The organism is Bacillus sp. FSL W8-0770 (genome assembly GCF_038008705.1).
GTDB lineage: Bacteria > Bacillota > Bacilli > Bacillales > Bacillaceae_G > Bacillus_A > Bacillus_A cereus.
On sequence record NZ_JBBOZR010000001.1, the window covers coordinates 1,049,293 to 1,076,162 of the forward strand.

A 26,870-nucleotide genomic window follows, 5' to 3' on the forward strand; every position below is an offset into this window, starting at 1 on the left:
TTTATTGGAGGGGGATTAATTTGCTTCAAAAAAGTTTTAAGCAAGAGAAAACGGTACCGGCTTTAAAGATGATAGCATCAATGGTTATCTTTGGATCAGTTGGATTTTTTTCAGTTCAAACAAACTTACCTTCGTTTGAATTAGTGTTTGTAAGGTGTATTTTTGCGACAATATTTTTAAGTGTATGCTGGTTGCTTACAGGGCAATATAAACAAGATAAATGGGAACGAAAAGAAGTTATTCAAGTTTTAATATGTGGCTTTTTCTTAGTATTTAATTGGGTTTTCTTATTTAAAGCCTTTGAAAATATGTCAGTTACAATTGCTATCTCGGTTTATCATCTTGCACCCGTAATTGTACTGTTAATTGGAAGTATCGTCTTTAAAGAAAAATTAACATTCATATCTATCATTTCAATAATTGTGTGTTTTGCAGGAGCTTTATTAATTGCTGGTATCGATGGAAGTTTCTCTGTCGGTTCATTAATGTCTTCAGGTATGATATGGGGATTTCTTGCAGCTCTCTTTTATGCATTTACAACTTTATTTGGTAAAGGGATTAACAAAATGAGTGCGTATGCAATGACATTTTTACAAACATTCTTGGGGATATTTCTTTTAATACCATTTATAGATTTAGATGCTTTTAGTGGCCTCACTCAAAGTAATTGGACATATATTATAGCTACTGGTTTTATTCACACAGGGATAGTATATTATCTGTTTTTTGATAGTTTACGCTATTTATCTACAAAAACAATCTCAATATTAGTTTTTTTGGATCCGGCAGTGGCAATATTATTAGATACTGTACTTACTGGATTCCGTCCAACTTTAATGCAAATAACAGGAATTCTTTTTATTTTTATTGGCATGACTTTAACATTAAAAAAATCTAAAGATAAAAAACTGAGCCAAAAAGAAAAGCGAATTGAAAGCGATACTAGTATATCTCAACAATAATGAAATATATTGTGTATAAAACGATAAACCTTGCATGAATCATGTAAGGTTTATTTTAGTTCAATATAATTCATATTTATAATATATAATTTTCAAAACTGAGGTATGTTTTTCTTTAATATGCTTTTGATTCAAATGTTATTATTTGACTATAAATTTACAAAAATGTATATGAAATCTTATTTTTTGATAATATATAAGTAATAAATTCATAGAATTGGAGTGATGAGGTGCAGCCGTTAGAAAGAGAGATTCATTCTAATATGCTGAAAGTGTGGCGAATTCACGCTTTAATTGGGGCGGCAGTTATACTAACAGTCGTAATTGCGTATTTCTTTTTTATGATTAACTTTAACTGGTGGGGCTGGTTGTTTGGACTATTAGTAACAGGAGCTATTACATTTATTCCACTTGATTATTTTGTGTTTCCAAATTTGCGTCAGCGCTATTATAGTTACAGATTAAATGAAGAAGAGATTGAGATTCAAAAGGGAATGTTCGTTGTAAAACGCGTACTTATTCCGATGATCCGTGTGCAGCACGTAACGATTGAGCAAGGGCCGATCATGAGAAAGTATAATTTAGCAGAATTACACATTTCAACAGCCGCAACTTCTCATAGTATTCCAGGTTTAACGAAAGAAGAAGCAGAACAGCTAAAAAGACAAATTGGAGAACTTGCGAAAGTGAGTGATAAGGATGTATAAGAGGCAACATCCGATTACGATATTGTTAGGTATTAGAGTTGCGAGTTTGTTGCCACTTATTATTCTTGTTTTATTTAAACCTGATGAACAAGTGGAACCTTGGTATTTATTTTATCTTTTCCTTCTGGTTGTTTTATTCATCATGGCTATTTTTTCAGCAATTAAATGGTATTTTAAAGTGTACTGGATTGAGAATAATATTTTACATATAAAGCACGGTGTTTTTGTAAAGAAGGAAAGTTATTTAAATAAAGAACGTGTGCAAAATGTTAGTACGTCTTCTAATGTCATTTATCAGATGCTTGGGCTTATGAAGTTAAATATAGAAGTAGCGGGTGGTGGTAGTGAACCAGAAGTGATGTTGGCTGGTATTAAAGAAGACGAGGCAAAACATTTAATCTCTTTATTACATAAGAAAGAAACTACTGTAAAAGAAGAAATAGAAGAGGAAGAAAGCAAGACGGTTTATCAGTTAACAGCGAAAGAGGTTTTAGCAGCAGCGATTACATCTGGTCGGTTCGGACTAGTGTTTTCTGGACTGGTACTTCTTTACACAAAGTTTGATTTTGTTCTTCCTGAAGGATTCACAAGTAAAGTAGAAGCGTATGTGATGGGAAACGGTGTTTATAAACTAATTGTAATAGCATTAATTTTAATGGCAATTTCATGGATTATTTCCACGGCTGGATATGTGTTGAAATATGCAAACTTTAAAATTGAGCGAAAAGGGGAAGAAATTCGTATCGTTCAAGGGTTATTTGAAAAGAAAGAGTTTGTCTTAAAATTGCACCGAATTCAAGCGATTACTGTAAAAGAATGTATGCTTCGCCAGCCATTTGGTTATTGCGCTGTTGAAGTGGAAGCAATTCACAGTATTGGAGCAGCAAGTAATGAAGTGATGCTGCATCCTTTTATGAAGAAAAAAGATGTACAGCACCTGCTCACATATTTAGAGTTACCTTATGAAATTGAAGCGGAGATCGCTCACTTACCAAAAACAGCGTTGCGTCGTTATTTCATTATGGGCTGGTTAATAAGTATCATACTCACAGTTCTAATTGCTAGCGTAAGTATATATTTAAAACAATATATTGCATTGTTTGTTATTTTACCGTTATTTATCGTGTTTTCGTTACTTGCGTATGCTAGATATAAAAGTGGCGGTTATGAATTAAGAGAAAATCAACTAACGGTTGTATATCGTAATTTTTCGAAATATACAGGAATAATGCGAAGAAGACATGTTCAAGCAGTAGGTTATAATCAATCGTATTTTCAAAGAAAGGATGAATTATGTACAACTCTTGTAGCGGTAGCTGGGCGGGGTTATGAAGTAAAGCATATGAGAAAAAAAGATTCACTTCGTATATATAATTGGTACAAAGAAAAAGGAAACACCGGTGTGTAATGGTGTTTCCTTTTTGTGTCATGATTTGTCGATAAGTCGATAAATTCGAAGAAACGCTGATATAATTCGAGTTGCGCCGATAAATTCGAAGAAACGCTGATATAATTCGAGTTGCGCCGATAAATTCAGAAAAACGCTGATATAATTTGAGTTGCGCCGATAAATTCGAAAAAACGCCGATATAATTTCACATACCGCGGTTTCCGAACTCCAAACTCAAAAAAATTAAACTAACACATCAAAAGTAGTCACAAAAGAAGGGCGAGAGAAAATACTCTGTTGCTGTTCGGCATGTGGATGCGCTTGAGCCTGAGGTGTTCCTTCTGCTTGCGTGGGACGTTTTTTATGAGCGTTTTCGAATGAACGTGATTCTGTCCAGTCTTTAAAGTTTTGCTCTGTTTCCCACATCGTTAAGATGACATATGTATCGTTACTTAATGGGCGTAGAACACGGATCGCTTGGAATCCTGGTTCGTTTTCGATAAGGCCTGCGCGGTTTTTAAAGCGGTTTTCAAATACAGGGCGACCTTCGTCTGTTACAGAAATATTGTTACAAACGATATAGCCAGGTTGTCCTTTAAATTCACCGACAGCATCTAGTACGTCATACTGAAGTGAGCCTTCTACAGATTCTTCTGTATTTTCTTTATAAAACATATTTTTCTCATCATTTTTTGCAGTGAAATGTGCTTGTTCTAGAGGTGTTTCGTATGAAATAATAGCCTTCATTTTAATGCCCCCTTACTAGTTTGTTTCTATTATATCAACTCTCTTAAAAAACTTCGAAGATTATATACATAAAGATACTTCTTTTTCAAATAATAAATGTACCATCATTTGGAAAGAAGGACGATGTATGAAGAAAGTAAAGTGGACTTTATTAGGCGGCGTCGCAACGTTCGTAGTAGCGATTGTACTCTATAAACTTATCGTGTTAGCTGGTGGCTATATGATGGATGAAAAGCAGCTCGTTTTCCACTCTTCATCACGTATCGTTGACCAGAAAGGGAAAGAAATTACGAAATTATACGTAGAAAATAGAGACCTCGTACCGATCGAGCAAATTCCGAAGTATGTGCAGCAGGCGTTTGTTGCGGTGGAAGATTCTCGGTTTTATGAGCATCAAGGGATTGATTATCCGTCTATATTCCGTGCTCTTTATAAAGATACGTTAGCTAGAGAGAAGGTAGAGGGTGGTAGTACCATTACGCAGCAACTCGCTAAAAACGTCTTTTTAACTCGTGAAAAAACATTTACGCGCAAATTGAAGGAAGTCGCAATTTCTCTTCAATTAGAGCAAAAATATACGAAGCAACAAATTCTTGAAATGTATATGAATCATATTTATTTTGGTCATGGGGCTTACGGCATTCAAGCGGCAGCAAAGTTGTATTTTAATAAAAATGTTGAGGATTTAACAGTAGAGGAAGGGGCAATGCTTGCAGGCCTTCCGAAGTCACCAAACGGATATTCACCGTACTATTCTGCAGAGAAGAGTAAGGAACGCCGTGATCTAGTGTTGTCACTTATGCATAAACAAGGCTATTTGACTGCAGAAGAAAGCGTTCGTTATCAAGGGAAGACAATTGCTCTATATAAAAATTTAGATGAGAATGAGCTTGCATATATGCCGTATATTGATATGGTCATAGATGAAGCCGCTCGTTTATACGGATTGTCTCATCAAGAAGTACTTCGCGGAGGATATACGTTTGTCGTACCTATGGATGAAAAGATTCAAAAGGTAGCATATAACCAGTTTCAAGATGCAAGGAATTTCCCTGGGAAAGAAGAGGGGGCGCAAGGTGCTTTCTTATTAATGGATAATCGTACGGGAGGGATTAAAGCGGCGATTGGGGGAAGAAAGTACGTCCCGAGAGGATTTAATCGTGTTTTTGCCAAAAGGCAGCCTGGATCTGTTTTAAAACCACTTATCGTTTATGCACCAGCACTAGAAACGAAAAAGTATAATCCGTATTCTTTATTAACGAATGAAAGAAATTCTTTTGAAGGGTATGAACCTCGAAATTATAATCATGAGTATTCAAAAGAAATGACGATGTATGATGCGATTTTAGAGTCGGCAAATGTACCGGCAGTTTCTTTATTAAATGAGTTAGGGGTAGAAGAAGGAAAGCAATATTTAGAAAAAGGAAATGTTCATATTGCAGATGCTGGTTTAAGTACAGCGCTTGGCGGATTGAAAAATGGCGTTTCAACATTTGATCTTGTAAAAATGTATCGTTCATTTTTAGCAAATGGAAATATTATCGAGCCGCACGTTATTGATAAAGTATTAAACAGACACGGTGCAGTCATTGGGGAATCTCCAAAAGTAGAGACGAAAATCTTCTCGAAGCAGACAGCATGGTATATGACGAAAATGCTAGAAGGAGTTGTGAAGGAAGGGACAGCGAGAGTTGGTGTATATAACGGTGCGCTAGCTGGAAAAACGGGTACAACTTCATTGCCAAATGACGATAAGGGAGCAAGAGATATGTGGTTCGTTGGTTATACACCGAACTTAGTAGGCGCTGTTTGGATTGGTTATGACCGTACGGATAAGGAGCATCAATTGCAAGGAGAAAGTGCATCTGCGACAAAATTGTTTAAGAAAATTTTAACGAAGGCTAATGTAGAACATAAAGAGAAGTTTATGAAGCCTGAAGGTGTGGAAACAATCGGCGCTCCGATTCGGCTGCGCAAAATTGAAGATGTAAAAATGAAACTATCATTTAGCCCTTTCGGTTTATTTAAAGCAAAATTAAGCTGGACGCCACTTCCAGATAACAGAATTATGTACCGAATCTATAGAGTGGAGAACGGAATTCATACGCATGTTAGCACTGTAAATGGTGCTGGGGAATATGAGGAAAAGTTCGTTAACATATTTTCAAAACCGAGCTTTTACGTTGTACCATATAATACACAAACGAATCGTGAAGGAGAAAAGTCAAAAGTAGCTAAACCATAGTTTTTCTCTGTGTTATAATAAGAATGTTGTGAAAATAGTAAGCGTTTTTAAGAATGTTTGTGTCAATTTAATGAACAACGTACATAATATTATGCATTTTGTTTTTACAAGCTGTATAGTAAAAAAAGATAAATATCGAACGTATTCGAAGCATTGGTAAGGAAGGGAGCAAGGGTCTTGGTAAGAACTATAAATGAGACATTTTTAAAAGCATGTAGGGGGGAACGTACCGATTATGTACCAGCATGGTATATGCGTCAAGCAGGTCGTTCACAGCCGGAATATAGAAAGATTAAAGAAAAGTATTCTTTATTTGAAATTACACACAATCCAGAGTTATGTGCTTACGTTACAAAATTGCCGGTTGATCAGTATAACGTAGACGCAGCAATTCTTTATAAAGATATTATGTCACCACTACCTGCAATTGGTGTGGATGTAGAAATTAAATCAGGTATTGGCCCAGTTATCGATAACCCAATCCGTTCTTTACAAGACGTAGAAAAACTAGGGGAAATCAATCCAGAAGATGACGTACCGTACATACTAGATACAATTCGTTTATTAACGACAGAAATGTTAGACGTACCGTTAATCGGTTTTTCAGGAGCTCCATTTACATTAGCGAGCTATATGATTGAAGGTGGTCCATCTCGTAACTACCATAATACGAAAGCGTTCATGTATGCAGAGCCGAAAGCTTGGTTTGCTTTAATGGATAAACTAGCAGATATGGTTATTACATATTTAAAAGCGCAAATTAACGCAGGGGCAAAAGCAGTTCAAATTTTCGATTCTTGGGTTGGAACAGTAAATGTAGCAGATTATCGCGTATTTATTAAACCAGCAATGGAGCGTATTTTTGCAGAAGTTCGTAAGATGGGTGTTCCAATGATTATGCACGGCGTAGGAGCTGCACACTTAGTGAATGAGTGGCACGACTTACCGCTTGATGTAGTCGGCTTAGACTGGCGCTTACCGATTGAAGAAGCACGTGCACGTGGCGTTCATAAGGCGGTACAAGGTAATATGGACCCTTCATTCTTACTTGCACCATGGTCTGTTATTGAAGAACATGTAAAAGGTATTTTAGATCAAGGGATGAAACAGCCGGGTTATATCTTTAACCTAGGTCACGGTGTATTCCCAGAAGTAAATCCAGATACATTAAAACGTTTAACTACATTTATTCATGAATACTCTAAAGGGCAGTTAGCGAAGTAAAGGAGCATTGCTGTATGAAAAAGAAAATTGGTTTGCTTGTAATGGCATACGGAACGCCATATAAAGAAGAAGATATTGAACGTTACTATACACATATTCGCAGAGGAAGAAAGCCAAGTCCTGAAATGCTGGAAGATTTAACAGAGCGTTACCGTGCAATTGGTGGTATTTCTCCTTTAGCTACTATTACATTAGAGCAAGCTAAGAAGTTAGAGAAGCGTTTAAATGAAGTACAAGATGAAGTAGAGTACCATATGTATCTTGGCTTAAAACATATTGAACCATTTATTGAAGATGCGGTGAAAGATATGCATAACGACGGAATACAAGATGCAATCGCACTTGTTCTTGCACCTCACTATTCTACGTTTAGCGTGAAATCATACGTTGGACGAGCACAAGAAGAAGCTGAGAAACTTGGAAACTTAACAATTCATGGCATCGATAGCTGGTATAAAGAACCGAAATTTATCCAGTACTGGGTTGATGCAGTGAAAGGTATATATAACGGTATGTCAGATGCAGAGCGTGAAAAAGCAGTATTAATCGTATCTGCACATAGCTTACCAGAGAAAATTATTGCAATGGGCGATCCATATCCAGATCAATTAAATGAAACAGCGGATTATATCGCGCGCGGAGCTGAAGTAGCAAACTATGCAGTAGGCTGGCAAAGTGCAGGAAACACACCAGATCCTTGGATTGGTCCAGATGTACAAGATTTAACGAGAGAACTAAATGAAAAGCACGGTTATACTTCATTCGTATATGCACCAGTTGGATTTGTTGCGGAACATTTAGAAGTTTTATATGACAACGACTTTGAGTGTAAAGTTGTAACGGATGAAATTGGTGCGAAATATTATCGTCCAGAAATGCCAAATGCATCGGACGCATTTATTGATTGTTTAACAGATGTTGTATTAAAGAAAAAAGAATCTGTACTGTAAGAAGAAAGGGGGAGCCTGCTTGAGGAAAAAAGTTGTGATCGTCGGCGGAGGCATCACTGGATTAACAGCAATGTATAACTTACAAAAAAATATTCATGAAAAAAACTTGCCGATTGATACATTACTTATAGAAGCATCGGGTAAACTTGGCGGAAAAATTCAAACCGTTCGAAAAGATGGATTTACAATTGAGCGCGGACCGGATTCTTTCTTAGCACGAAAAGAAAGTGCAGCTAGATTAGTGAAAGAATTAGGTCTTGGCGATGAACTTGTAAATAATCAAGCCGGTCAATCATTTATCCTCGTAAACAATCGGTTACATAAAATGCCGAATGGATCAATGATGGGAATTCCAACGCAAATTACGCCGTTTCTATTTTCCGGGCTGTTCTCCCCAATTGGTAAACTAAGAGCTGGTTTTGATCTATTAATGCCGAGGTCAAAGCCAGTATCTGACCAATCACTCGGACAATTTTTCAGACATCGTCTTGGAAACGAAGTGGTTGAAAACTTAATAGAACCGTTACTATCGGGTATTTATGCAGGGGATATTGATGAAATGAGCTTAATGTCAACATTCCCGCAAATGTATCAGATTGAGCAGAAACATCGCAGTATTTCACTCGGTATGCGTACGCTCGCTCCGAAAGAAGAGAAAGCTGAACCGAAAAAGGGAATGTTCCAAACAGTGAAAACAGGTTTAGAATCTATCGTAAAATCTCTCGAAGCAAAGATGCATGAAGGTACGATAATAAAGGGAACTCGCATTGAAAAAGTTACAAAACAAGGTGATGGTTATACAATTACTCTTAGTAACGGAAAAGAAATAGAAGCGGACGCCATCGTAGTGGCAACTTCGCATAAAGTATTGCCGTCCATGTTTGCTCAGTACAAGCAGTTTCGTTTCTTCCGTAATATTCCATCCACATCCGTTGCGAATGTGGCACTTGCTTTCCAAAAGTCTGCAATCCAGCGTGATATTAATGGTACAGGATTTGTCGTATCACGAAATAGCGATTACACCATTACAGCATGTACGTGGACCCATAAAAAATGGCCGCATACAACGCCAGAAGGAAAAACACTCCTTCGCTGTTACGTTGGACGTGCTGGTGATGAAGCGGTTGTAGAACAAACTGAAGAAGAACTCGTTCAGCTCGTACTAGAAGATTTAAAGAAGACGATGGATATTACAGAGGATCCAGAGTTTACAATCGTAAGTCGCTGGAAAGAAGCGATGCCTCAATATACAGTAGGCCATAACGAGCGAATGAAACAGCTCACAACATTTATGGAGAAAGAGTTGCCAGGTATATACTTGGCAGGTAGCTCCTATGCTGGCGCTGGACTTCCAGACTGTATGAATCAAGGTGAGGAAGCTGCAAAGCGTGTATTATCTCATTTGGAGAAAGTAATAGATGCTGAATTAATCGCACAATAAATTATAAGAAACGCCTTCAATCATATTGAAGGCGTTTCGTTTATTATATGAAATACTTATTCGCCAATAAACATATATAAGTTATTTGGCTTTATAACAGCATCTCCTGCATAAATAACCCACTCTGTTAAGTTATCAAAATCTAAATGATAACTATTTCCTTCACTCATATCTTCTATAAAATATGGTTCATTGATGAGTATTCCTTGAATCAGGTCTTCTGTAATATGTTGCATTTCAAACCACATATGTTCGCTTTTACCCTCTTCATAGGAAACACCAAACTTAGCGAGAAAACGAAACTCTTCATTGGATTTTTCAATTTGAAAAATGTTGCTGAAATACCCAAAAGTATTTTTCGCATTGTAAGCCATACGATCGGTTTCACTATTTGTTTTATAGAACATGAGCCCTGTAGCTTCCTCGTGTTCTTTAAAAAAACTTTCAATATATTCTCCTGAAGTATTAAATTTGAATAAGAGAACAGATGGAGATTGATGGTATTCATCTCGGGCATCCATTCCGCCTAAGAATGTATTTTGTGCATCTATTGGTTGTAGTTTCACTTCTTCATCCTCGATTGAAGATAATTGGTCCATACACGTTTTATGCCCTATATAAGATAATCCTTTTTCCCACGGAACAGCGACTGTATGTATAGAACCTTGCTGACTATGTGCGATAACGATAGGCTCATTCATAGGGACTTGTCCATTCTCAACGGCATTATTAGCAAATGTTTGAAAGAGATCGCCAATGCCGTAGTAGGAAGAAATGCGATTTGGAATAATTAACTCTATTTCAGTTACGCCTGCTCTTAAAAGACCATGTGTATGAAACCAATATTGCGTAGGCTCGCCTTCTTTATCGTCTTCATAAACGGAATGAATAACGTATAAGTCAGGAATGTCAGGTAATAATTCATTTTCAACGTGATATTCAATATAGCTTCTAGATATCACTTTCATTGCTGCACTTGAATCGATTACAAATAACAAATCTGGGGCGAGATTCCATAAGAACTGTAACTGCTGGAAAAAGCAGTCCAGTACATCGCCTACAAATAGCGTACGAGTGAAAATTTCAGTGCCGAAAGCTGCATCTTCAAAATTACGATCTACGATTGTAGCATCTTGTCTATTGTACATTTTATATCCTTCTGGATCGTTCGGTTCATCAATATGCAGTTCATACGGTATGACTGTTTCACCCATATGTAATTCAACAATAAGGCTTGTCTCATCACTATAAACAATTTTTAAATCATCAACTTTAGTAGCGATCGTTTCTAGTCGCTGTTTTAACTGCTCAATTGTAATTCTAGTTGGTATAACGGCAATCATATCTGAAAAATGACGTTCTAATGTTCCATTCATAGCTGCGCGGTATGTTTCTGTTTGCACTTCCATCCAATCACTCCTATTCAAATGAATCCATTTTACATGCCAATTAAATGTCGATATTTTCTGTTTTCTCTCTCTAACATTATAGAGTGTATTTGTAGAAGGTGTAAAATTATTATTTTGTATTATAGTTTGAAAGCTTGTAAATTAAATAAATCTTTTGTAAAATTTGTCGAAATATAGTTCTATATAACGAATCATTTGTTATGATAGAAATGCTGAGAAAATATGAAATAGAGAGAGGAAAATGGCTGTGAAGAAATTGTTAAGTGTCTTTTTATCATTCTTGCTATTGCTTTCATTTACTGGAACTTTAGCGCAAGCAGAAGAAACTGCTTCTATGTCAGTAGAAAAAGCAATTCAAGTATTTAAGCAGCAAGGGAAAACGAAGGGGATAGTAGAAGGATATATTGTTGGATATACGCAAAGTTCTTCTAAATATACGAAGGATCCAGCTAAGTTTGATGATACAAACGTAGCAATTGCAGATTCGCCAAACGAAACGAATCCAGACAAAATCATGCCCGTTCAGTTACCGAAAGGTGATGTGAGAACGGCAGTGAATGTAAAAGATCACCCTGAAAATATCGGGAAGAAAGTTAGTTTGACTGGGACCCTTGAATTATATTTTAGTAACCCAGGTCTAAAATCAGTAACAGCTTATAAGTTTCAAGGTGAAGGACAAAACCGTGTTAGCGATGTAGTAGCTTCACCGAACGGTGGAGAAGTTGCTAAAGGAACAGCGGTAACATTAACGACGAATACAGAAGGCGCAACAATCTACTATACGTTAGATGGCTCTAATCCTACTAATAAAAGTGTTCGTTATAATGGACAAATTATAGTGAATGAAAATAGTGTAGTGAAAGCAATCGCAGAAAAAGAAGGACTTACTCCTTCAGCAATTTCGACATTTTCATTTATTATCGTAAATAATGAACAAGTTCGTATTCATGACATTCAAGGGAAATCACATATGTCTCCTTACAACGGGAAGAAAGTAAACAATGTGGAAGGCGTTGTCACAGCGCTTGATAAAAACGGCTTTTATATAGAAGATAATCAGCCAGATAAGGATCCAGCTACTTCAGAAGGTATGTACGTATATAAAAAAGATGCGAATGTAGCAGTAGGAGATCTTATTCAAGTTGATGGAGTAGTAGAAGAATATGTTGGACCAGGATATGCAGAGCGATTTGAAACAGACTTAACGACGACTGAAATTAAAGCGAGCCGCGTTGCTGTAATCGCAAAAGATCAATCTTTGCCAGCACCGATTGTACTTGGGGAAAACGGTGTGAAAATCCCGGACCAGATTATTGATAATGATGCATTTGGTTTATTTGATCCAAATGAAGATGCAATCGACTTCTATGAAAGTATAGAAGGTATGCGTGTTACGATGCCAACACCAAAAATTATTACACCTCAGAAAAACGGAAATTTATATGTAACAGTAAAAAATGGTGGAGATAAAATAGTAACACAATATGGCACACCTCTATTAGATGAAAATCAATTAAACCCAGAGCGCCTTTCTGTAAAAGTACCTCGCGATTATGTAGCAAAAGTAGGAGATACTTTTACTGGAGATATAACAGGGGTAGTAGGATATGATTACGGTTCTTTCCGTATTTCTCCAATAACAGAACTGCCAGCTGTAGTGGATGGTGGATTTAAGCAAGTAGGGGCAAATATTCAGCCACGTCTTGATAAGTTAACGGTTGCTACATATAACATTGAAAACTTCTCAGCGAATAAAAAAGAAACAACAGATGAAAAAGTAAAAGCGTTAGCGTATTCTATTAAATACAACTTAAAAATGCCAGATATTATCGGTGTAGAGGAAATGCAAGATAATAACGGATCAATTAATGACGGTACAACAGATGCGTCATTAAGCGCAAAACGTATCATTGATGCAGTTCTAGAAATTCGTGGACCGAAGTATGAGTATGTAGAAATCGCTCCAAACAATAATCAAGATGGAGGAGCACCAGGAGCGAATATTCGCGTCGGCTTCTTCTATAATCCATCACGCGTGAAATTAGCGACGGTACCGAAGTTACTTGATAAAAATGTTGTTCGTATTGGAGACGAAAATCCATTGTTTGAAAGTACACGTAAACCGCTAGCGGCAGAATTTACGTTCCAAGGACAAAACATTGTTGTCGTTGCAAATCACTTAAACTCAAAACTAGGAGATGCAACGCCATTTGGAAAAGTGCAGCCGCTCGTATTAAAGAGTGAAGACAAACGAATTCAGTTAGCACAAGAAGTAAATTATTTCGTGCAAGGAATTCAGAAAAAGAATACAAATGCACCAGTTGTTGTGTTAGGTGATATGAACGATTTCGAATTCTCTAAACCACTCAAAACACTAGAGGGAACAATCTTAAAAGATATGTTAAACACAGTGCCGAAAGAGAATCGTTACACGTACATTCACGAAGGAAATGCACAAGTGTTAGATCATATTTTAGTAACAAACAATATCGCACCACACACAATTGTAGACCCAGTACACTTAAACTCAAACATTATGAAAGAACACGGACGTGTAAGTGACCACGACCCAGTACTTGCTCAAATTGATTTGAAGAAGGCTTCTTAAAGTGGGGAACGCTTAGGTGACTAAGCGTTCTTTTTTTGCATCGTTATAGAATAGTATAAAGAGATGATTCCTTTTTTTGTAATCTAATGATAAAATTGATTGAATATTTAGTTTTTAATAAGGGGGACAACAATGCAGTTACAAATAAATGGAAAGGTAATGAATCAGTTTGCAATTTTTTTTAGTACGATCATCATGCTTCAGTTTGTAGCTGATATAACAGGACTTACAAGCAATCTAGATATTACGTATAACTTAATACATACAGCAGCTTCTTATATAACATTTAGTTTGGCGGTTATTTTCACTTTAATAGGTGCAAGAAGAGAATTAAGTAAATATGCAATTGTTTCATTATGTTTAGTTGTAGGTATTAAAGCGATTTATTTTGTAGCGGTCGTTATTTTATGGGGAGTGGCAGGTACGCCATAAGTGAATAGTAAATAAACCCTAATTTCTAATATAGTAAGGAAATTAGGGTTTTATTATACTTGAAACGCTTTTCTACACCGCTCTCTTTTTTGCAGTCTTCTTTTATATTTTTTTCTATCCCGCTTTACTCCTTGTATATACATAAGTAAGCTAACGAAAAGGAAGAAAGCACATTGCGTCATTAAAATATATGGTGACATGCCTTGCAATGGTTGTTTCGGATCATATAAATGAAAAGGTGCTCCGCCTATTGAAGGAAGTATTGTATTTAGCAGGACGTAAGGAATGGAGGCGGCTGCAAATGGAAAGAGAATTGCCATATAGTCTTTCTGTGACCATACAGATGCAGCAAGTCCTAAAAGGGCCATTAAACCTGCAAATAAAAAATTAATTCCGATATATACAGCAATGTAAGTGAGAGGCGCATCAAAATATAGGTTTGCGAACATTCCATCAGCATTTATGATGCCTGAACCAACCGTAGGTGTTCCGTCTGGAATGGTTAATTTGCAAAATAATAACGATAAGATGAATGGAAGTGTATAAAGAAATCCTCCGCAAAAAAAAGTAACAATATATTTCGCTACTGAATAAGGAAATATAGAAATCCCCTTACTCACAAACGGTTTAAAACCATCGGACTTATCCGAATTGTAACTTGTACTAAAGGGGAAACTCGCAATAACTGGCATTAATAATAAATAAACATCCATTTCATTGTCGCGAAATCCAATCCATTTTAAATCTGTTGATATAGGACCATTTGCTGCGTTTCCTAAATAACGAATTACATAATAATAGTGATAAATGCAAATAAGAACGAATCCACTAAGCATCATAATTAAAGAAATACGACTACAAAAAGCTTGCTTTATATTTAAACGAAGTGCACGCATCATGACTGAAAAAGCCTCCACTGTTTTGATAAACTTGTCTATTTTCTATATTACTATTAATTGTAAAGATTTTCTTGTTTTTTTATTTTATTATTTGAAAAAGAGGAATTTTGTTGTTGGTAAGTAAGGTTTAGCTGAAATTAATTTTTCTAAAATATGGTTGACAATTAAGTATTACATTTGTAATCTTAATTATGGATTACAAATGTAATACTTAGGAGTGAAACATACGATGACAAATCAATTACCTAAAATATCTGAAGCGGAATTAGAAATTATGAAAGTACTTTGGTCGAGTTCTCCGCAAACAGCGAATGAAATTATAGAAGAACTGGAAGATGCAATGGATTGGAAACCGAAAACAATCCGCACATTAATTAATCGATTAGTGCAAAAGGAAGCCGTTTCTTACCATCAAGATAAAGGGCGTATGTACGCTTATTACCCGTTAGTATCACAAGATAATTATTTGCAAGTGGAAACGAAATCTTTACTAAAACGTTTTTGCGGTGCAGCGTTTAAGCCATTACTTGTTAATTTCTTAAAAGAGGAGAAATTATCTTCAGAAGATATTAATGAATTAAAACGCATTTTAGATGAGAAGACAGAGGAGAATAAGAGGAAGGATCGATAAAAATGATAAACACGCTTATAAATGTATACCTTCCTCATTTTTTTGATTGGCTTATAGAAACGTCACTTATGGCTAGCATATTAGTCGGATTTATTTTATGTATAAAAGTTCTATTTCGAAATAAATTAACCCCCCGGTGGCAATATATGCTGTGGATCGTATTAATGATAAGACTCCTTTTACCGTGGTCGCCAGATAGCTCTTATAGCATTTACTCATTACTTTCTTATAGTTCTAGCGTATCGGAAGTTATTCCAAAAAATATGCCGGCTACTGAGAATATAGTGAACATAGAAAGCGACCGAAAAGTGGAATTGGAATCAAATTCTAAAATGGTGACAAAAACTAGCGAACCGGAAGTAAAAGTCAGTTCGGAAAAACAGACTACATTTTCTTTATACAAACTTGCTTTGTATGTGTGGCTAGCTGGGGTAATCATATTAGCAGCCATCACGTTTCTTACAAATAGACGTTTATATTCTTACATAAAGAAACAACCGGATATTACGGACGAACAGGTCACTACAGTGTTTAATCGCTGTAAGCAGTCTATGAAAATGAAGAAGGCAGTTTCATTACGTCTTGCAGGAAAGATTGCAAGTCCAACGGTTTTTAGTTTCTTTCGCCCGAAAGTATTACTATCAAAAAAACATATGAAAGTATTAAATGAACAACAATTACAATATGTCTTTTACCATGAGTTAGCTCATATTAAGAGAAACGATGTAGCTGTAAATTGGATGATGTACAGTTTAATCCTATTAAATTGGTTCAATCCAATTCTTTGGTACGCCTATTTTTGTATGCGAGAAGATCAAGAATTAGCCTGTGATGCATATGCACTTACTTTTATAGATAAAGAGGAGCAAATTGCATACGGTCATACAATTATTACCCTTTTAGAACACTATTCCTATCAATTACCAAGCCTAGCAAATTTAAGTAGAAATAAACGAACACTAAAAAGGAGAATCATTATGATTAAAAAATTCCAAAAGAAATCGTATCGTCTTTCTTTACTTGGAGTTATTGTCATAGTTGCTATAGCATCTCTTTCTTTATTCAACGCACGTGCAACGGAAGGGAAAGAAAAACAAAAGGATAAAGTAGAGCAGTCAAAGGATGCTTTCCAAAATGCTGTAGATATGCTGTTTGGTACAGAAGAAAATGCAAAAAAAGAATATAGGTATTCAGCAAGAGTGTATGAAAATAAGACAGATTATTTATATTTAGCTGAAAAGGCTTTAACAACAGATGAGTTCCAACAGTACATAAAATTGTATAAAGAAATTATTAATATACAGAAAAAAGGTGCTCCGAGAGATTCTGACTACGAGTCAATATTTTTTAGGGAAGAACGTTTAACAGAAGCTGATCGTGAAAAATTATATGCACTTTATGATCAATCAAAACCGTTTAATGAAAAAGTGGAAGAATCTTTAAATTACACGGTAAAGGAAGCGCAGGAACATGTAGATTTTCAAATTAAGAAGCCAACTTACACAATTGAAGGCTACGATCTAAAGGATGAAAAGGTAAGTTGTTTTATTAAGAGAAGACCCGAGTTAATTATAGAATTAGAGTATACAAACGGAAAAGGAAACTATACAACTTATCAATCACAAGTATTTGGAGAAAGTAAAGATCCGTTCCATGCTTTATTTGTTGTAGAAGAAAATATTGAACAGTACGAATTAGAAGGTAATCAAATATTCTATGCGACTCATAACTCGGATAGGAATTTACAAGGTATGAAGATGATTGTTCCAGCAAAAGGGAAAAATCGTGCATACCAAATCGTTATTATTAATCATAGTTTAGAGAACCCAGGAGAAGCAGTATTCGATAAGAATGTAAATAAAGAAGAATTAGAGAAAATTATGCTTTCTATGTTGAAATAGCAAAAAGGTGTTCTTAAGATGTATATCTCTAGAACATCTTTTCCTTTTCTCTTTTCTTCTGATAAACTATGGAAAGTATGATATACACTGACTGGAATTTTTTTATACTGGAAATAATAAAAAGAGAACTTGTATAGAATGTAAGCGTGTGGTAATATCAAAGATGTACTGATTGACTATATTATCCAATCGGTCATTTTTGGAGGTGACAATGTGGCGATAGATCGAAAACGTTCTATTATTGAAGCTGCAACAAAGTCTTTTTCAGCGTTCGGTTATAAAGCAACAACGATGGATCAAGTAGCGAAGTTAGCGAATGTAGGAAAAGGAACGATTTATACTTTTTTCAAAAATAAAGAAGAGCTATTTGGTGAAATTATTTCTAATTTAATTACAGAAATGAAGCAAGTTGCAGAAAATGCAATTCGTTCAGATGTTTCATTTTTTGAAAATGTACATAGAGCATTATATAGCATCTTGGAATTTAGAAAAGAACATCAGCTCATGATTAAATTAATTCAAGAAGAGCGCGATATGGGAACGAAAGAAGTACAAGAAGTGATGCAACAAGTTGATGTGGAAATCGTTTCTGTTATTCAATCGTATTTAAAGATTGCGATTGAAAAAGGTGAAATTAGCAAATGTGATCCAGAAATTACAGCATTTATTATGCTTCGTCTATATGTATCGCTTATTTTTGATTGGGAAAAAAATCACGAACCGCTAGAAAAAGAAAAAATTGCAGAGTTATTTGAACTTTATTTACTAAAAGGATTGTCAAACTAAGATAATCCTTTTAATTTTATAAAAAATGACCAAATGAAAAATGCGGTCATATATTTAAGTTAAGGGGGGATATAGAAAAATTATAATCATAATAAGAAAAAGTTGCATAGTAATAAATTCAGGGATAAGGCATATGTATGAACAAGTATAGCCTTTTTGTTTGGGTAAAAATGACTATATGAACATTTTGGTCATTTTATAAAAGGGGGAGAAATTATGAAAGGGAATCAGTTACTTCGGAAAGAGTTCACGGAAATTATAAAAAGTAAAAAAATATTAATTCCAATTATTGCGGTCTTATTCGTACCGATTTTATATGCAGGGATGTTTTTGTGGGCTTTTTGGGATCCGTATAAACAGTTAGATGACTTACCAGTTGCAGTAGTCAATTTAGATAAAGGCGCAGTATTTGATGGGAAACCAATTGAGGTCGGAAAAGGGCTCGTTGATAATTTAAAAGATAATAAAAGTTTTAAATGGGAGTTCGTAAGTGAAAAAGAAGCGAAGAAAGGAATGGAAGGTAGAAAGTATTACATGTTAGTGCGCATTCCAAATGACTTCTCCAGTAATGCTACAACGTTACTAAAAGACGATCCGAAGCCATTAAACTTAGAATATATTCCAAACGAAAGTTTGAACTTCTTATCTTCACAAATTGGCGGAACAGCCATTGAAAAAATTAAAGGTGAAGTAGCAAGCACGTTAACGAAAACATATGCAGAGAAAATGTTTGATTCCATTCAAGACGTCTCAAAAGGATTAGCAGATGGGGCGGAAGGAGCAAATAAACTACACGACGGATCAAGTGAGCTGCATGATGGTTCAAGTAAAGTGACGGATGGCCTTCATACACTTCAAGGGAAATCTGGGGAGATGAAGGATGGAGTTCAGAAATTAGCAGATGGATCTAATAAATTAGTAGATGGATCAGGCAAAGTAACAAACGGTTTAAATGTGCTAAATAGTAAAACAGGTGAAATGCAGGTAGGTATCGGAAAATTAGTAGATGGGTCAGGCAAAGTAACAAATGGTTTAAATACGCTAAATAGCAAAACAGGTGAAATGCAGATAGGTATAGGGAAATTAGTAGATGGGTCAGGCAAAGTAACAAATGGTTTAAATACACTAAATAGCAAAACAGGTGAAATACAGATAGGTATAGGGAAATTAGTAGATGGGTCAGGCAAAGTAACAGATGGTTTACACGTATTAAATAGCAATGCAGGTATCGGGAAATTAGTAGATGGATCAGGCAAAGTAACAGATGGTTTACATGCATTAAATAGCAATGCAGGTATTGGGAAACTAGTAGATGGATCAGGCAAAGTAACAGATGGTTTACATGCATTAAATAGCAATGCAGGTATTGGGAAATTAGTAGACGGATCGGGCAAAGTAACAGACGGTTTAAATACGTTAAATAGTAAAACGGGTGAGTTGCGTGATGGATCTGAGAAAGTGACCGGTGGCTTGAACAAATTAGTAAGTAAATCCGGTGAATTAAAAACAGGAACAACGGATCTATCAAATGGTATGGGAAAACTTGTTGAAGGGCAAAGCCAATTAGAGGAAGGTTCTCAAGCGATCCAAAAGGGATTGCAAGAGTTAAATAGTAACGTACAAAAGTCTGCTGCAGGCTTAGAGGAAATGCAGTCGAAAGTTCCTTCTATATTGAATACAGTAAATGAAAAAATAGATGGAGCTGGGGCGAATGTAAATCAGTTAAATGAACTTACACAATCAACAGCAGGAGATGCAAAAAATGCAGCACAAGAGGTAGCGAATTTACAAAAGCAAATTGAAAGTTTACCAAAAGAATATCAAGAGCAGTTACAGCCATTCGTAACAAGTGCTGTAAAAAGTACAGCGACAGTTCAGCAAAAAGCTGCCGGAGTAGCAGGTGGAACAAATAAATTAAATGAAGAAGTGAAACAATTAAAAGGTGAAATACATCAAACAACAAATGGGTTGCAAAAAAACTTACCAAATCCAGCAGGGATAAAAACTCTAGCAGGTGCTATTGAGAAACTAACGAGCGCACAAAATGAATTTGTTAGTAAGTTTCATGTATTTGGTGAGGGATTAGATAATGCAAAAATAGGTGCCGATAAATTAAAAGATGGATCAGTTCAATTAATTGATGGAGTAACGCAATTGCAAAGTGGCTCTGGAAAAGTGACAGCAGGATTAGGTCAATTATCTGCAGGAGTAAATCAATTAGCAGATGGGTCTGGTCAAGTAACAGGCGGTTTAGGAACATTATCTGTAGGAGTATCAAAATTAGCAGATGGGTCTGGTCAAGTAACAGGCGGTTTAGGGACATTATCTGTAGGTGTAACGAAATTAGCAGATGGCTCAAGCCAAGTAACAGGTGGTTTAGGAACATTATCTGCAGGAGTAAATCAATTAGCAGATGGGTCTGGTCAAGTAACAGGCGGTTTAGGTGCATTATCTGCAGGAGCAAATCAAATGGCAGGTGGTGTACATCAATTAGCAGATGGCTCAAGTCAAGTAACAGGCGGCCTAGGTCAATTATCTGCAGGAGCAAACCAAATGGCAGGTGGAGTAAATCAATTAGCAGATGGGTCTGGTCAAGTAACAGGCGGTTTAGGAACATTATCTGTAGGAGCAAATCAAATGGCAGGTGGAGTAAATCAATTAGCAGACGGATCTGGTCAAGTAACAACGGGCTTAGGTACTCTAAATGGTGGCCTAAATCAAATGTCAAATGGCTCAACCCAGCTAATCGACGGCGTAAATAAACTAGCAGACGGATCAGGAAAAGTAACTGATGGACTAGTGAAAGTAAACGATGGTTCAGGTGAACTTGCAGAGAAACTTGGCGAAGGAGCAGAAAAAACTGGTGAAGTAAAAGGGACGGATAAAACGTATGATATGTTTGCAAGTCCTGTAAAAGTGAAGACAGAGAAAATGGCGGAAGTTCCAAACTACGGAACTGGATTTACGCCGTACTTCTTATCACTTGGTTTATTCGTTGGGGCATTACTATTATCAATTGTATATCCATTACGTGATACAGTCGGTGTTCCAAAATCAGGGTTTAGCTGGTTTATTAGTAAGTTCGGTGTTTTACTATCGGTCGGTATTATTCAAGCGATAGTAGCAGATGTTATATTACTGTTCGGATTAGGTGTAGAAGTACAAAGTATTCCGTACTTCATACTCTTTAGCATCGTTACAAGCTTAGCATTTATCGCATTAATTCAATGTTTAGTAACAGCATTCGGTGATGCAGGCCGTTTTATCGCCATCATCACATTAATTATGCAGCTTACAACAAGTGCCGGAACATTCCCACTAGAATTGATTCCGAAGTTTTTACAACCATTCAATGCTTGGTTACCGATGACATACTCTGTATCAGGATTGAAAGCAGTCGTATCGAGTGGAGACTTTGACTTCATGTGGCAAAACATAGGAATGCTCATGATCTTTATCGTTGTATTATCACTTGGAACAATCGCTTCCTTAACTTTGATGCACAAACGACAATTTAAAAATGTTGCTGAAAATCAATCGGTTGAAGCGTAGATAAAAGCACCTTTTTGGTGCTTTTTTATTTTAATAGAGGGCATCTTTTCCTTAGTTCATCTATAAATCTTTCTAAAAGCTATAGAAACGAAAGAAAAGGAATTACAACAATTTACAGAGAAACATAGGGTAGAAGAGTTGATATGATGAAAGGCAATCTTACTTATTATTTTATCGTAAATCCGCTAATAATCTTTCTTGTTTATGCCCTTTCACCTATATTGTTTGATAAAGAAGTATATACAAGTATGAAAGATGCATTTGGAATACTTACGTTCTATTATGTGTTAATGGGTGGATATTACTTTATTGATATTTTAAGTGAAAAGATAAAGAAAAAAAGTGATGGAGGATAAAAAATGACTGAAAGTGAAATGAAATTCCGTGATACGACCATTCGTAACTTTTTCGATAAAGAGGAGCGCTTAAAATCGATTCCAGGTCAAAAGAAGAAGAAACTAGTATTGTTAGAGCTTTTAATTAGCAAGTTAGATGCTGGAAATCAATATACAGAAAAAGAAATTAATACATTTATAAAACAATATCATGATGATTTTTGTACAATTAGACGTGAATTTATTGTACATAGATTTATGGATAGAGAGGATAATATGTACCGTATAAACGGGAGAGAAGTTTGGACGAAGTGGGAGGAGTTAAAATAATGAATCAGCGAGGGGATCCCCGCTGATTATAAGCCTGTGCTAGTCTTGCTGTTTCTTTGTAGTAAGTCTATGAACGCTTCAACATTCGAACTTGTAATGTATCCAAGCGTTATATATTCATCTTCATAGTAAAATATTATTTTTTTGTCAAAGATTCTTCTCTTCGTTTCTATGGATAGAATTTTTTCATAATCAAATTCGGCAATGAATGTGTTTTTATATTGGCTAAAAAAGAGAAGTCTTTTATTAGTAGCAAGTAACATGCCAGGATATGGGACTTTATGCGTAATCATATAGCCAGTAAGTGAACATTTTAAAGTAGATAAAATCTTTTCTTCTTTATGTAATAGTTGTTTTGCAGCTGTTAAGATTGGATTCATTGCATACATTCCTTTTATTTTGATGTATGAATATTGTATCAAGAGTAAAAAGATTCTCAATATGCAATATTGCATATTGGACGTTTTATAGTTTTAATATTATTTTTTAAAAGAAAAAGTACGAGGTGATTCAATGATACGATTAGCAAAAGAGGCTGATGCAGAAGCAATAATGAACATTAGAAAAGAAATTATATTATCGGAAAATACTACAAAGTTTTTCATAGTATCTCCAAAGAAATTACCGAATGATATTGATGCAGAAAGAGAAAAGATACGGAAAAGTAATGAGAAAGGTAATCTTTATATTGTGTATGAAGTAGATTATAAGGTGGTAGGCTTTTTACTTTTCAACCGATATGAACTAGAACGGTTACAACACGCAGGCACAATGGGAATGGGGATTAAAGAGGCGTATTGTAATCAAGGCATCGGCACGAAATTAATTGAATTTCTTATTAGTTGGGCTAAAGGGCAGAAAGGTTTAGAGAAAATTTGCTTAGGTGTAGTTTCTGTTAATGATCGGGCAATTAAAGTGTACAAACGTATGGGTTTTGTAGAAGAAGGAAGACAACGAAAGCAAATTAAATATGAAGATGGATCATATGGAGATGATGTATTGATGGGCTTTTATATTAAATAAAGAATATATGGTATTAAGAAAAGGAATGTACATAACGTAAATTTCTAAAAGCAGTATATTGCCCATGCATTAACAGACTTTTACCTATGTATAATATTAATATAGTAAAATCATAACAACCGATATTGCAGTTTCCAATAATATACTATATAATCAATTTAAGAAAACGTTTTCATGCAAAGGGGGAGAATTTCGTGTCGACTATAGAGGACGTGGCGAAATTAGCAGGGTTATCAAGGACAACGGTTTCTAGGGTGATTAATAATCATCCATATGTTTCAGATGAGAAGAAAAAAAGGGTTCAATTAGCAATGAAGCATTTAGGCTTCGTTCCTAATTCTGCGGCGAGAAGGCTTCGTAAACAAAAAACGGAAACAATTGCGGTGCTAGTTCCAAGGATTACAAATCCTTTCTTCAGTAGATTTATTGAAGCAATCGAGATTGCTGCTTCTGAACATAAATATAAACTGATTATTTGTCAAACAAGATATTTACCGGAAAAAGAGATGGAGTATTTACAATTATTATCTACGAAACAAGTAGATGGGATTATTCTATGTTCACTAGAAAATCCGTGGGAAGATGTAGAGCCATACTTACAGCACGGTCCAATCGTGTTGTGTAATGAATATATTGAGGAAGCAAATATTCCAACAGTGAAGTTTGATCATGCGCAAGGAGCATACATAGCTGCGAAGCATGTGTTAGATCAAGGATATCGTAATCTTATTTTTTGCCGTGGTAACGAAACCAAAGTCGTTAGCCAGCAGCGAAAAATGGGCTTTTTACGTGCAATAACTGAGAAGAGCCGCCAAGTAGAAGCGATTGACTTTCTTGAAAACGCTTTCTCTTGGGAAGATGGAAAACGAATATTCCATGAAGTATTAAAGGACAAAAAAAATCCTACCGCGATTTTGGCAGGAGGCGATGAGGTAGCAGCTGGAATTATCTCAGAGGCGAAACGCCATAACTGGAGCATTCCAGATGATCTCGCTGTTATCGGTTTTGATAATCAAATATTATCGCAGATTACAGAACCAGGTATTACGACAATTGAACAGCCAATTGATGAAATGGCCCGAAAAGTTGTCGACCTGATGATGGATAAAATCCATACGAAAAATTATCGAAAAAAAGAATTGTATGAGTTTGAACTGGAGCTCTTGGTGAAAGGTTCAACGATGAAGGATAAGATGTTATTAGCCTAGTAGACTATGTCTGCTAGGTTTTTTTATGTTCACAAACTACTATTCTTCGTGAACGCAATCGTCACATTTGTTATGGTATGCTTCGTGTTGCTCATCAATTTCTTTCCCGCAGTGCGCACAAGTTTTCGTCGGTAAATTTCTGAAAAACTCCATTGGTTGATCGATCATGTCAATCCCTCCATTTCCATTTCTTACTATCATTGTATTAGTACAAAAAATAAAAGTCAACAACTGTTTTATAACAAAATTGAAAATTAATGAAAAAGTTTAGGAAATGGATTATAGTTAACAATGTAGGATGTAAGTAAAACATGCATTTCTACTCGGTTTTAGAAAGGATGGATACATATGAAAATGACTGTTGTCGGCTTTTGGGGCGGCTTTCCAGAAGCGGGAGAAGCAACGTCGGGGTATTTGTTTGAACACGATGGTTTTCGTTTACTTGTAGACTGTGGTAGTGGTGTACTAGCACAGCTTCAAAAATATATAACACCATCTCATATAGATGCAGTTGTACTGTCACACTATCATCATGATCATGTTGCGGATATCGGGGTATTGCAATATGCGAGATTAATTATGAGCGGGGCGAAGGGGCAACTACCGGAATTACCAATATACGGCCATACCTTTGACGAGAATGGATTCCATTCTTTAACGCATGAACCACATACGAAAGGAATCGCGTACAATCCAGAAGAAACACTTCAAGTTGGACCATTCTCGATTTCGTTCTTAAAAACTGTTCATCCTGTTACATGCTTTGCGATGCGTATTACAGCTGGAGATGATGCTGTAGTATACAGCGCTGATTCAAGTTATATTCCTGAATTCATTCCATTCACGAAAGATGCTGATCTTTTCATTTGTGAGTGTAATATGTATGCACATCAAGAGGCTGCAAAAGCAGGGCATATGAATAGTACAGAAGTAGCAAGTATTGCAAAAGATGCGAATGTAAAAGAACTTTTATTAACGCACTTACCGCATACAGGCAACCCATCTGATTTAGTAACAGAAGCAAAACAAATTTTCAGTGGCCATATTACGTTAGCGCATAGTGGTTACGTATGGAACTCATGAGGTGATACGATGTTATTTATTGATAATAAAGGGATTACAGATCCTAGAATAAACTTAGCGATTGAAGAATATTGTGTGAAGAATTTAGATATTAACGAAACATATTTACTGTTCTACATTAATGAGCCTTCGATTATCATTGGTAAAAATCAAAACACAGTAGAAGAAATTAATGCAGATTACGTAAAAGAAAAAGGTATTCATGTCGTTCGTCGTCTATCAGGCGGAGGCGCAGTATATCATGATTTAGGAAACTTAAACTTCAGTTTTATTACGAAAGATGATGGAGACAGTTTCAGCAACTTCAAAAAATTCACAGAGCCTGTAACGAAAGCGCTTAGTAAATTAGGCGTAAATGCAGAACTAAGTGGTCGTAACGACATTTTAGCTGAAGGTAGAAAAATTTCGGGTAATGCGCAGTTCTCAACGAAAGGTCGTATGTTCAGTCACGGTACGTTACTATTTGACTCTGAAATCGATCACGTCGTATCAGCGTTAAAAGTAAAAATGGATAAAATCCAATCAAAAGGTATTAAATCAATCCGTAGCCGCGTTGCGAACATTACAGAGTTCCTAAACGAAGAAATGACGACAGAAGAGTTTAGACAACTTCTTCTAGAAACAATTTTCGAAGGAGAAACAGAAATCCCAACGTATGAATTAACAGAAGAGGATTGGAAAGAGATCCATAAACTTTCTGAAGAACGTTACCAAAATTGGGATTGGAACTACGGAAAATCACCGAAGTTCAACTTACAACATTCACACCGCTTCCCAGTTGGACAAGTTGACGTTCGTCTTGAAGTGAAAAAAGGAACAGTAACAGAATGTAAAGTTTACGGCGACTTCTTCGGTTCACTAGATGTTCATGATATCGAAGAGCGTCTAACAGGCGTTCAATTCGATAAAGATGCATTCACTGTAGCTTTAGAAGGCGTAGATATCGCACGCTACTTCGGTAACATTACAACAGAAGATTTCTTACATTTATTCTTCTAAAAATAAGG

The 26,870-nt window shown here is 35.8% G+C and carries 24 protein-coding genes; 19 read left to right on the forward strand and 5 right to left on the reverse strand.

The window, feature by feature from the left end; translation table 11 throughout:
• Positions 1-20: 20 nt before the first annotated feature.
• From NST27_RS05515 to NST27_RS05525, 3 genes are all read left to right on the forward strand, one after another.
• Positions 21-962, forward strand: coding sequence for a DMT family transporter (locus tag NST27_RS05515; RefSeq protein WP_000939626.1), 942 nt, complete (start codon positions 21-23; stop codon positions 960-962).
• Positions 963-1,192: 230 nt separating this feature from the next.
• Positions 1,193-1,669 carry a PH domain-containing protein gene (locus NST27_RS05520; protein WP_001182722.1) on the forward strand — a complete coding sequence of 159 codons (477 nt, stop codon included), beginning with the start codon at positions 1,193-1,195 and terminating at the stop codon, positions 1,667-1,669.
• Complete coding sequence (locus NST27_RS05525; protein ID WP_000278150.1) at positions 1,662-3,077, forward strand: PH domain-containing protein; 1,416 nt, start codon at positions 1,662-1,664, stop codon at positions 3,075-3,077. Before NST27_RS05520 ends, NST27_RS05525 begins: the two co-directional genes overlap by 8 nt.
• A gap of 225 nt (positions 3,078-3,302) precedes the next feature.
• Here NST27_RS05525 and hmoB read toward each other — a convergent pair whose 3' ends face one another.
• Entirely contained in the window at positions 3,303-3,806 is a 504-nt protein-coding gene (hmoB, locus tag NST27_RS05530; protein ID WP_000644066.1) for a heme-degrading monooxygenase HmoB, read from the reverse strand.
• Positions 3,807-3,933: 127 nt separating this feature from the next.
• On the opposite strand from hmoB, the gene NST27_RS05535 reads away from it, so the two are divergent.
• The 4 genes from NST27_RS05535 (at position 3,934) to hemY (ending at position 9,666) form a co-directional block, all read left to right on the forward strand.
• Positions 3,934-6,051 carry a transglycosylase domain-containing protein gene (locus NST27_RS05535; RefSeq protein ID WP_000756297.1) on the forward strand — a complete coding sequence of 706 codons (2,118 nt, stop codon included), beginning with the start codon at positions 3,934-3,936 and terminating at the stop codon, positions 6,049-6,051.
• A 177-nt stretch (positions 6,052-6,228) separates the two neighbouring features.
• Positions 6,229-7,275: a uroporphyrinogen decarboxylase gene (gene hemE / locus NST27_RS05540; RefSeq protein WP_000252605.1), complete on the forward strand. Its 1,047-nt coding sequence runs from the start codon at positions 6,229-6,231 to the stop codon at positions 7,273-7,275.
• A 14-nt stretch (positions 7,276-7,289) separates the two neighbouring features.
• Entirely contained in the window at positions 7,290-8,225 is a 936-nt protein-coding gene (gene hemH, locus NST27_RS05545; protein ID WP_000726775.1) for a ferrochelatase, read from the forward strand.
• A gap of 19 nt (positions 8,226-8,244) precedes the next feature.
• Positions 8,245-9,666, forward strand: coding sequence for a protoporphyrinogen oxidase (gene hemY, locus NST27_RS05550; RefSeq protein ID WP_001228104.1), 1,422 nt, complete (start codon positions 8,245-8,247; stop codon positions 9,664-9,666).
• Positions 9,667-9,722: 56 nt separating this feature from the next.
• On the opposite strand, the gene NST27_RS05555 is transcribed toward hemY, so the two are convergent.
• Positions 9,723-11,075 carry a DUF4026 domain-containing protein gene (locus tag NST27_RS05555; protein ID WP_000453720.1) on the reverse strand — a complete coding sequence of 451 codons (1,353 nt, stop codon included), beginning with the start codon at positions 11,073-11,075 and terminating at the stop codon, positions 9,723-9,725.
• A 241-nt stretch (positions 11,076-11,316) separates the two neighbouring features.
• Between NST27_RS05555 and NST27_RS05560 the strand changes: the two genes are divergently transcribed.
• Entirely contained in the window at positions 11,317-13,683 is a 2,367-nt protein-coding gene (locus NST27_RS05560; protein WP_000279279.1) for a DUF6359 domain-containing protein, read from the forward strand.
• A 132-nt stretch (positions 13,684-13,815) separates the two neighbouring features.
• Positions 13,816-14,115: a hypothetical protein gene (locus NST27_RS05565; protein WP_001176845.1), complete on the forward strand. Its 300-nt coding sequence runs from the start codon at positions 13,816-13,818 to the stop codon at positions 14,113-14,115.
• Between the two features lie 53 nt (positions 14,116-14,168).
• Here the strand turns inward: NST27_RS05565 and NST27_RS05570 are convergent, their stop codons facing one another.
• Positions 14,169-15,014, reverse strand: coding sequence for a hypothetical protein (locus NST27_RS05570; RefSeq protein ID WP_000984174.1), 846 nt, complete (start codon positions 15,012-15,014; stop codon positions 14,169-14,171).
• Between the two features lie 229 nt (positions 15,015-15,243).
• Between NST27_RS05570 and NST27_RS05575 the strand changes: the two genes are divergently transcribed.
• From NST27_RS05575 to NST27_RS05600, 6 genes are all read left to right on the forward strand, one after another.
• Positions 15,244-15,645, forward strand: a complete 402-nt coding sequence (locus NST27_RS05575) for a BlaI/MecI/CopY family transcriptional regulator (RefSeq protein WP_000184509.1) — start codon at positions 15,244-15,246, stop codon at positions 15,643-15,645.
• Positions 15,646-15,647: 2 nt separating this feature from the next.
• The gene (locus tag NST27_RS05580; RefSeq protein ID WP_033689137.1) at positions 15,648-17,546 is read left to right on the forward strand and encodes a M56 family metallopeptidase; all 1,899 of its coding nucleotides are present in this window, start codon (positions 15,648-15,650) and stop codon (positions 17,544-17,546) included.
• Positions 17,547-17,759: 213 nt separating this feature from the next.
• A complete protein-coding gene (locus tag NST27_RS05585; RefSeq protein WP_000963378.1) occupies positions 17,760-18,332 on the forward strand; it encodes a TetR/AcrR family transcriptional regulator in 573 nt (190 codons plus the stop codon).
• 216 nt (positions 18,333-18,548) lie between these two features.
• Entirely contained in the window at positions 18,549-21,884 is a 3,336-nt protein-coding gene (locus NST27_RS05590) for a YhgE/Pip domain-containing protein (RefSeq protein WP_047385718.1), read from the forward strand.
• A 143-nt stretch (positions 21,885-22,027) separates the two neighbouring features.
• A complete protein-coding gene (locus NST27_RS05595) occupies positions 22,028-22,240 on the forward strand; it encodes a hypothetical protein (RefSeq protein ID WP_001986098.1) in 213 nt (70 codons plus the stop codon).
• A 3-nt stretch (positions 22,241-22,243) separates the two neighbouring features.
• Complete coding sequence (locus NST27_RS05600) at positions 22,244-22,549, forward strand: DUF2087 domain-containing protein (RefSeq protein WP_000140301.1); 306 nt, start codon at positions 22,244-22,246, stop codon at positions 22,547-22,549.
• A gap of 26 nt (positions 22,550-22,575) precedes the next feature.
• Here the strand turns inward: NST27_RS05600 and NST27_RS05605 are convergent, their stop codons facing one another.
• Positions 22,576-22,929 carry a PH domain-containing protein gene (locus NST27_RS05605; protein ID WP_001068217.1) on the reverse strand — a complete coding sequence of 118 codons (354 nt, stop codon included), beginning with the start codon at positions 22,927-22,929 and terminating at the stop codon, positions 22,576-22,578.
• Positions 22,930-23,062: 133 nt separating this feature from the next.
• Between NST27_RS05605 and NST27_RS05610 the strand changes: the two genes are divergently transcribed.
• Both NST27_RS05610 and NST27_RS05615 read left to right on the forward strand, forming a co-directional pair.
• Positions 23,063-23,572: a GNAT family N-acetyltransferase gene (locus NST27_RS05610; protein WP_000620018.1), complete on the forward strand. Its 510-nt coding sequence runs from the start codon at positions 23,063-23,065 to the stop codon at positions 23,570-23,572.
• 194 nt (positions 23,573-23,766) lie between these two features.
• Complete coding sequence (locus tag NST27_RS05615; protein WP_000103715.1) at positions 23,767-24,780, forward strand: LacI family DNA-binding transcriptional regulator; 1,014 nt, start codon at positions 23,767-23,769, stop codon at positions 24,778-24,780.
• A 39-nt stretch (positions 24,781-24,819) separates the two neighbouring features.
• Here the strand turns inward: NST27_RS05615 and yhfH are convergent, their stop codons facing one another.
• Positions 24,820-24,948 (reverse strand): protein YhfH, encoded by a 129-nt coding sequence (gene yhfH / locus NST27_RS05620; RefSeq protein WP_000567010.1) that lies wholly within the window; start codon positions 24,946-24,948, stop codon positions 24,820-24,822.
• Between the two features lie 180 nt (positions 24,949-25,128).
• Here yhfH and NST27_RS05625 point away from each other — a divergent pair, with 180 nt between their 5' ends.
• Both NST27_RS05625 and NST27_RS05630 read left to right on the forward strand, forming a co-directional pair.
• Positions 25,129-25,863, forward strand: coding sequence for an MBL fold metallo-hydrolase (locus NST27_RS05625; protein WP_000784680.1), 735 nt, complete (start codon positions 25,129-25,131; stop codon positions 25,861-25,863).
• A 9-nt stretch (positions 25,864-25,872) separates the two neighbouring features.
• Positions 25,873-26,862: a lipoate--protein ligase gene (locus NST27_RS05630; protein ID WP_000897283.1), complete on the forward strand. Its 990-nt coding sequence runs from the start codon at positions 25,873-25,875 to the stop codon at positions 26,860-26,862.
• Positions 26,863-26,870 lie beyond the last annotated feature (8 nt).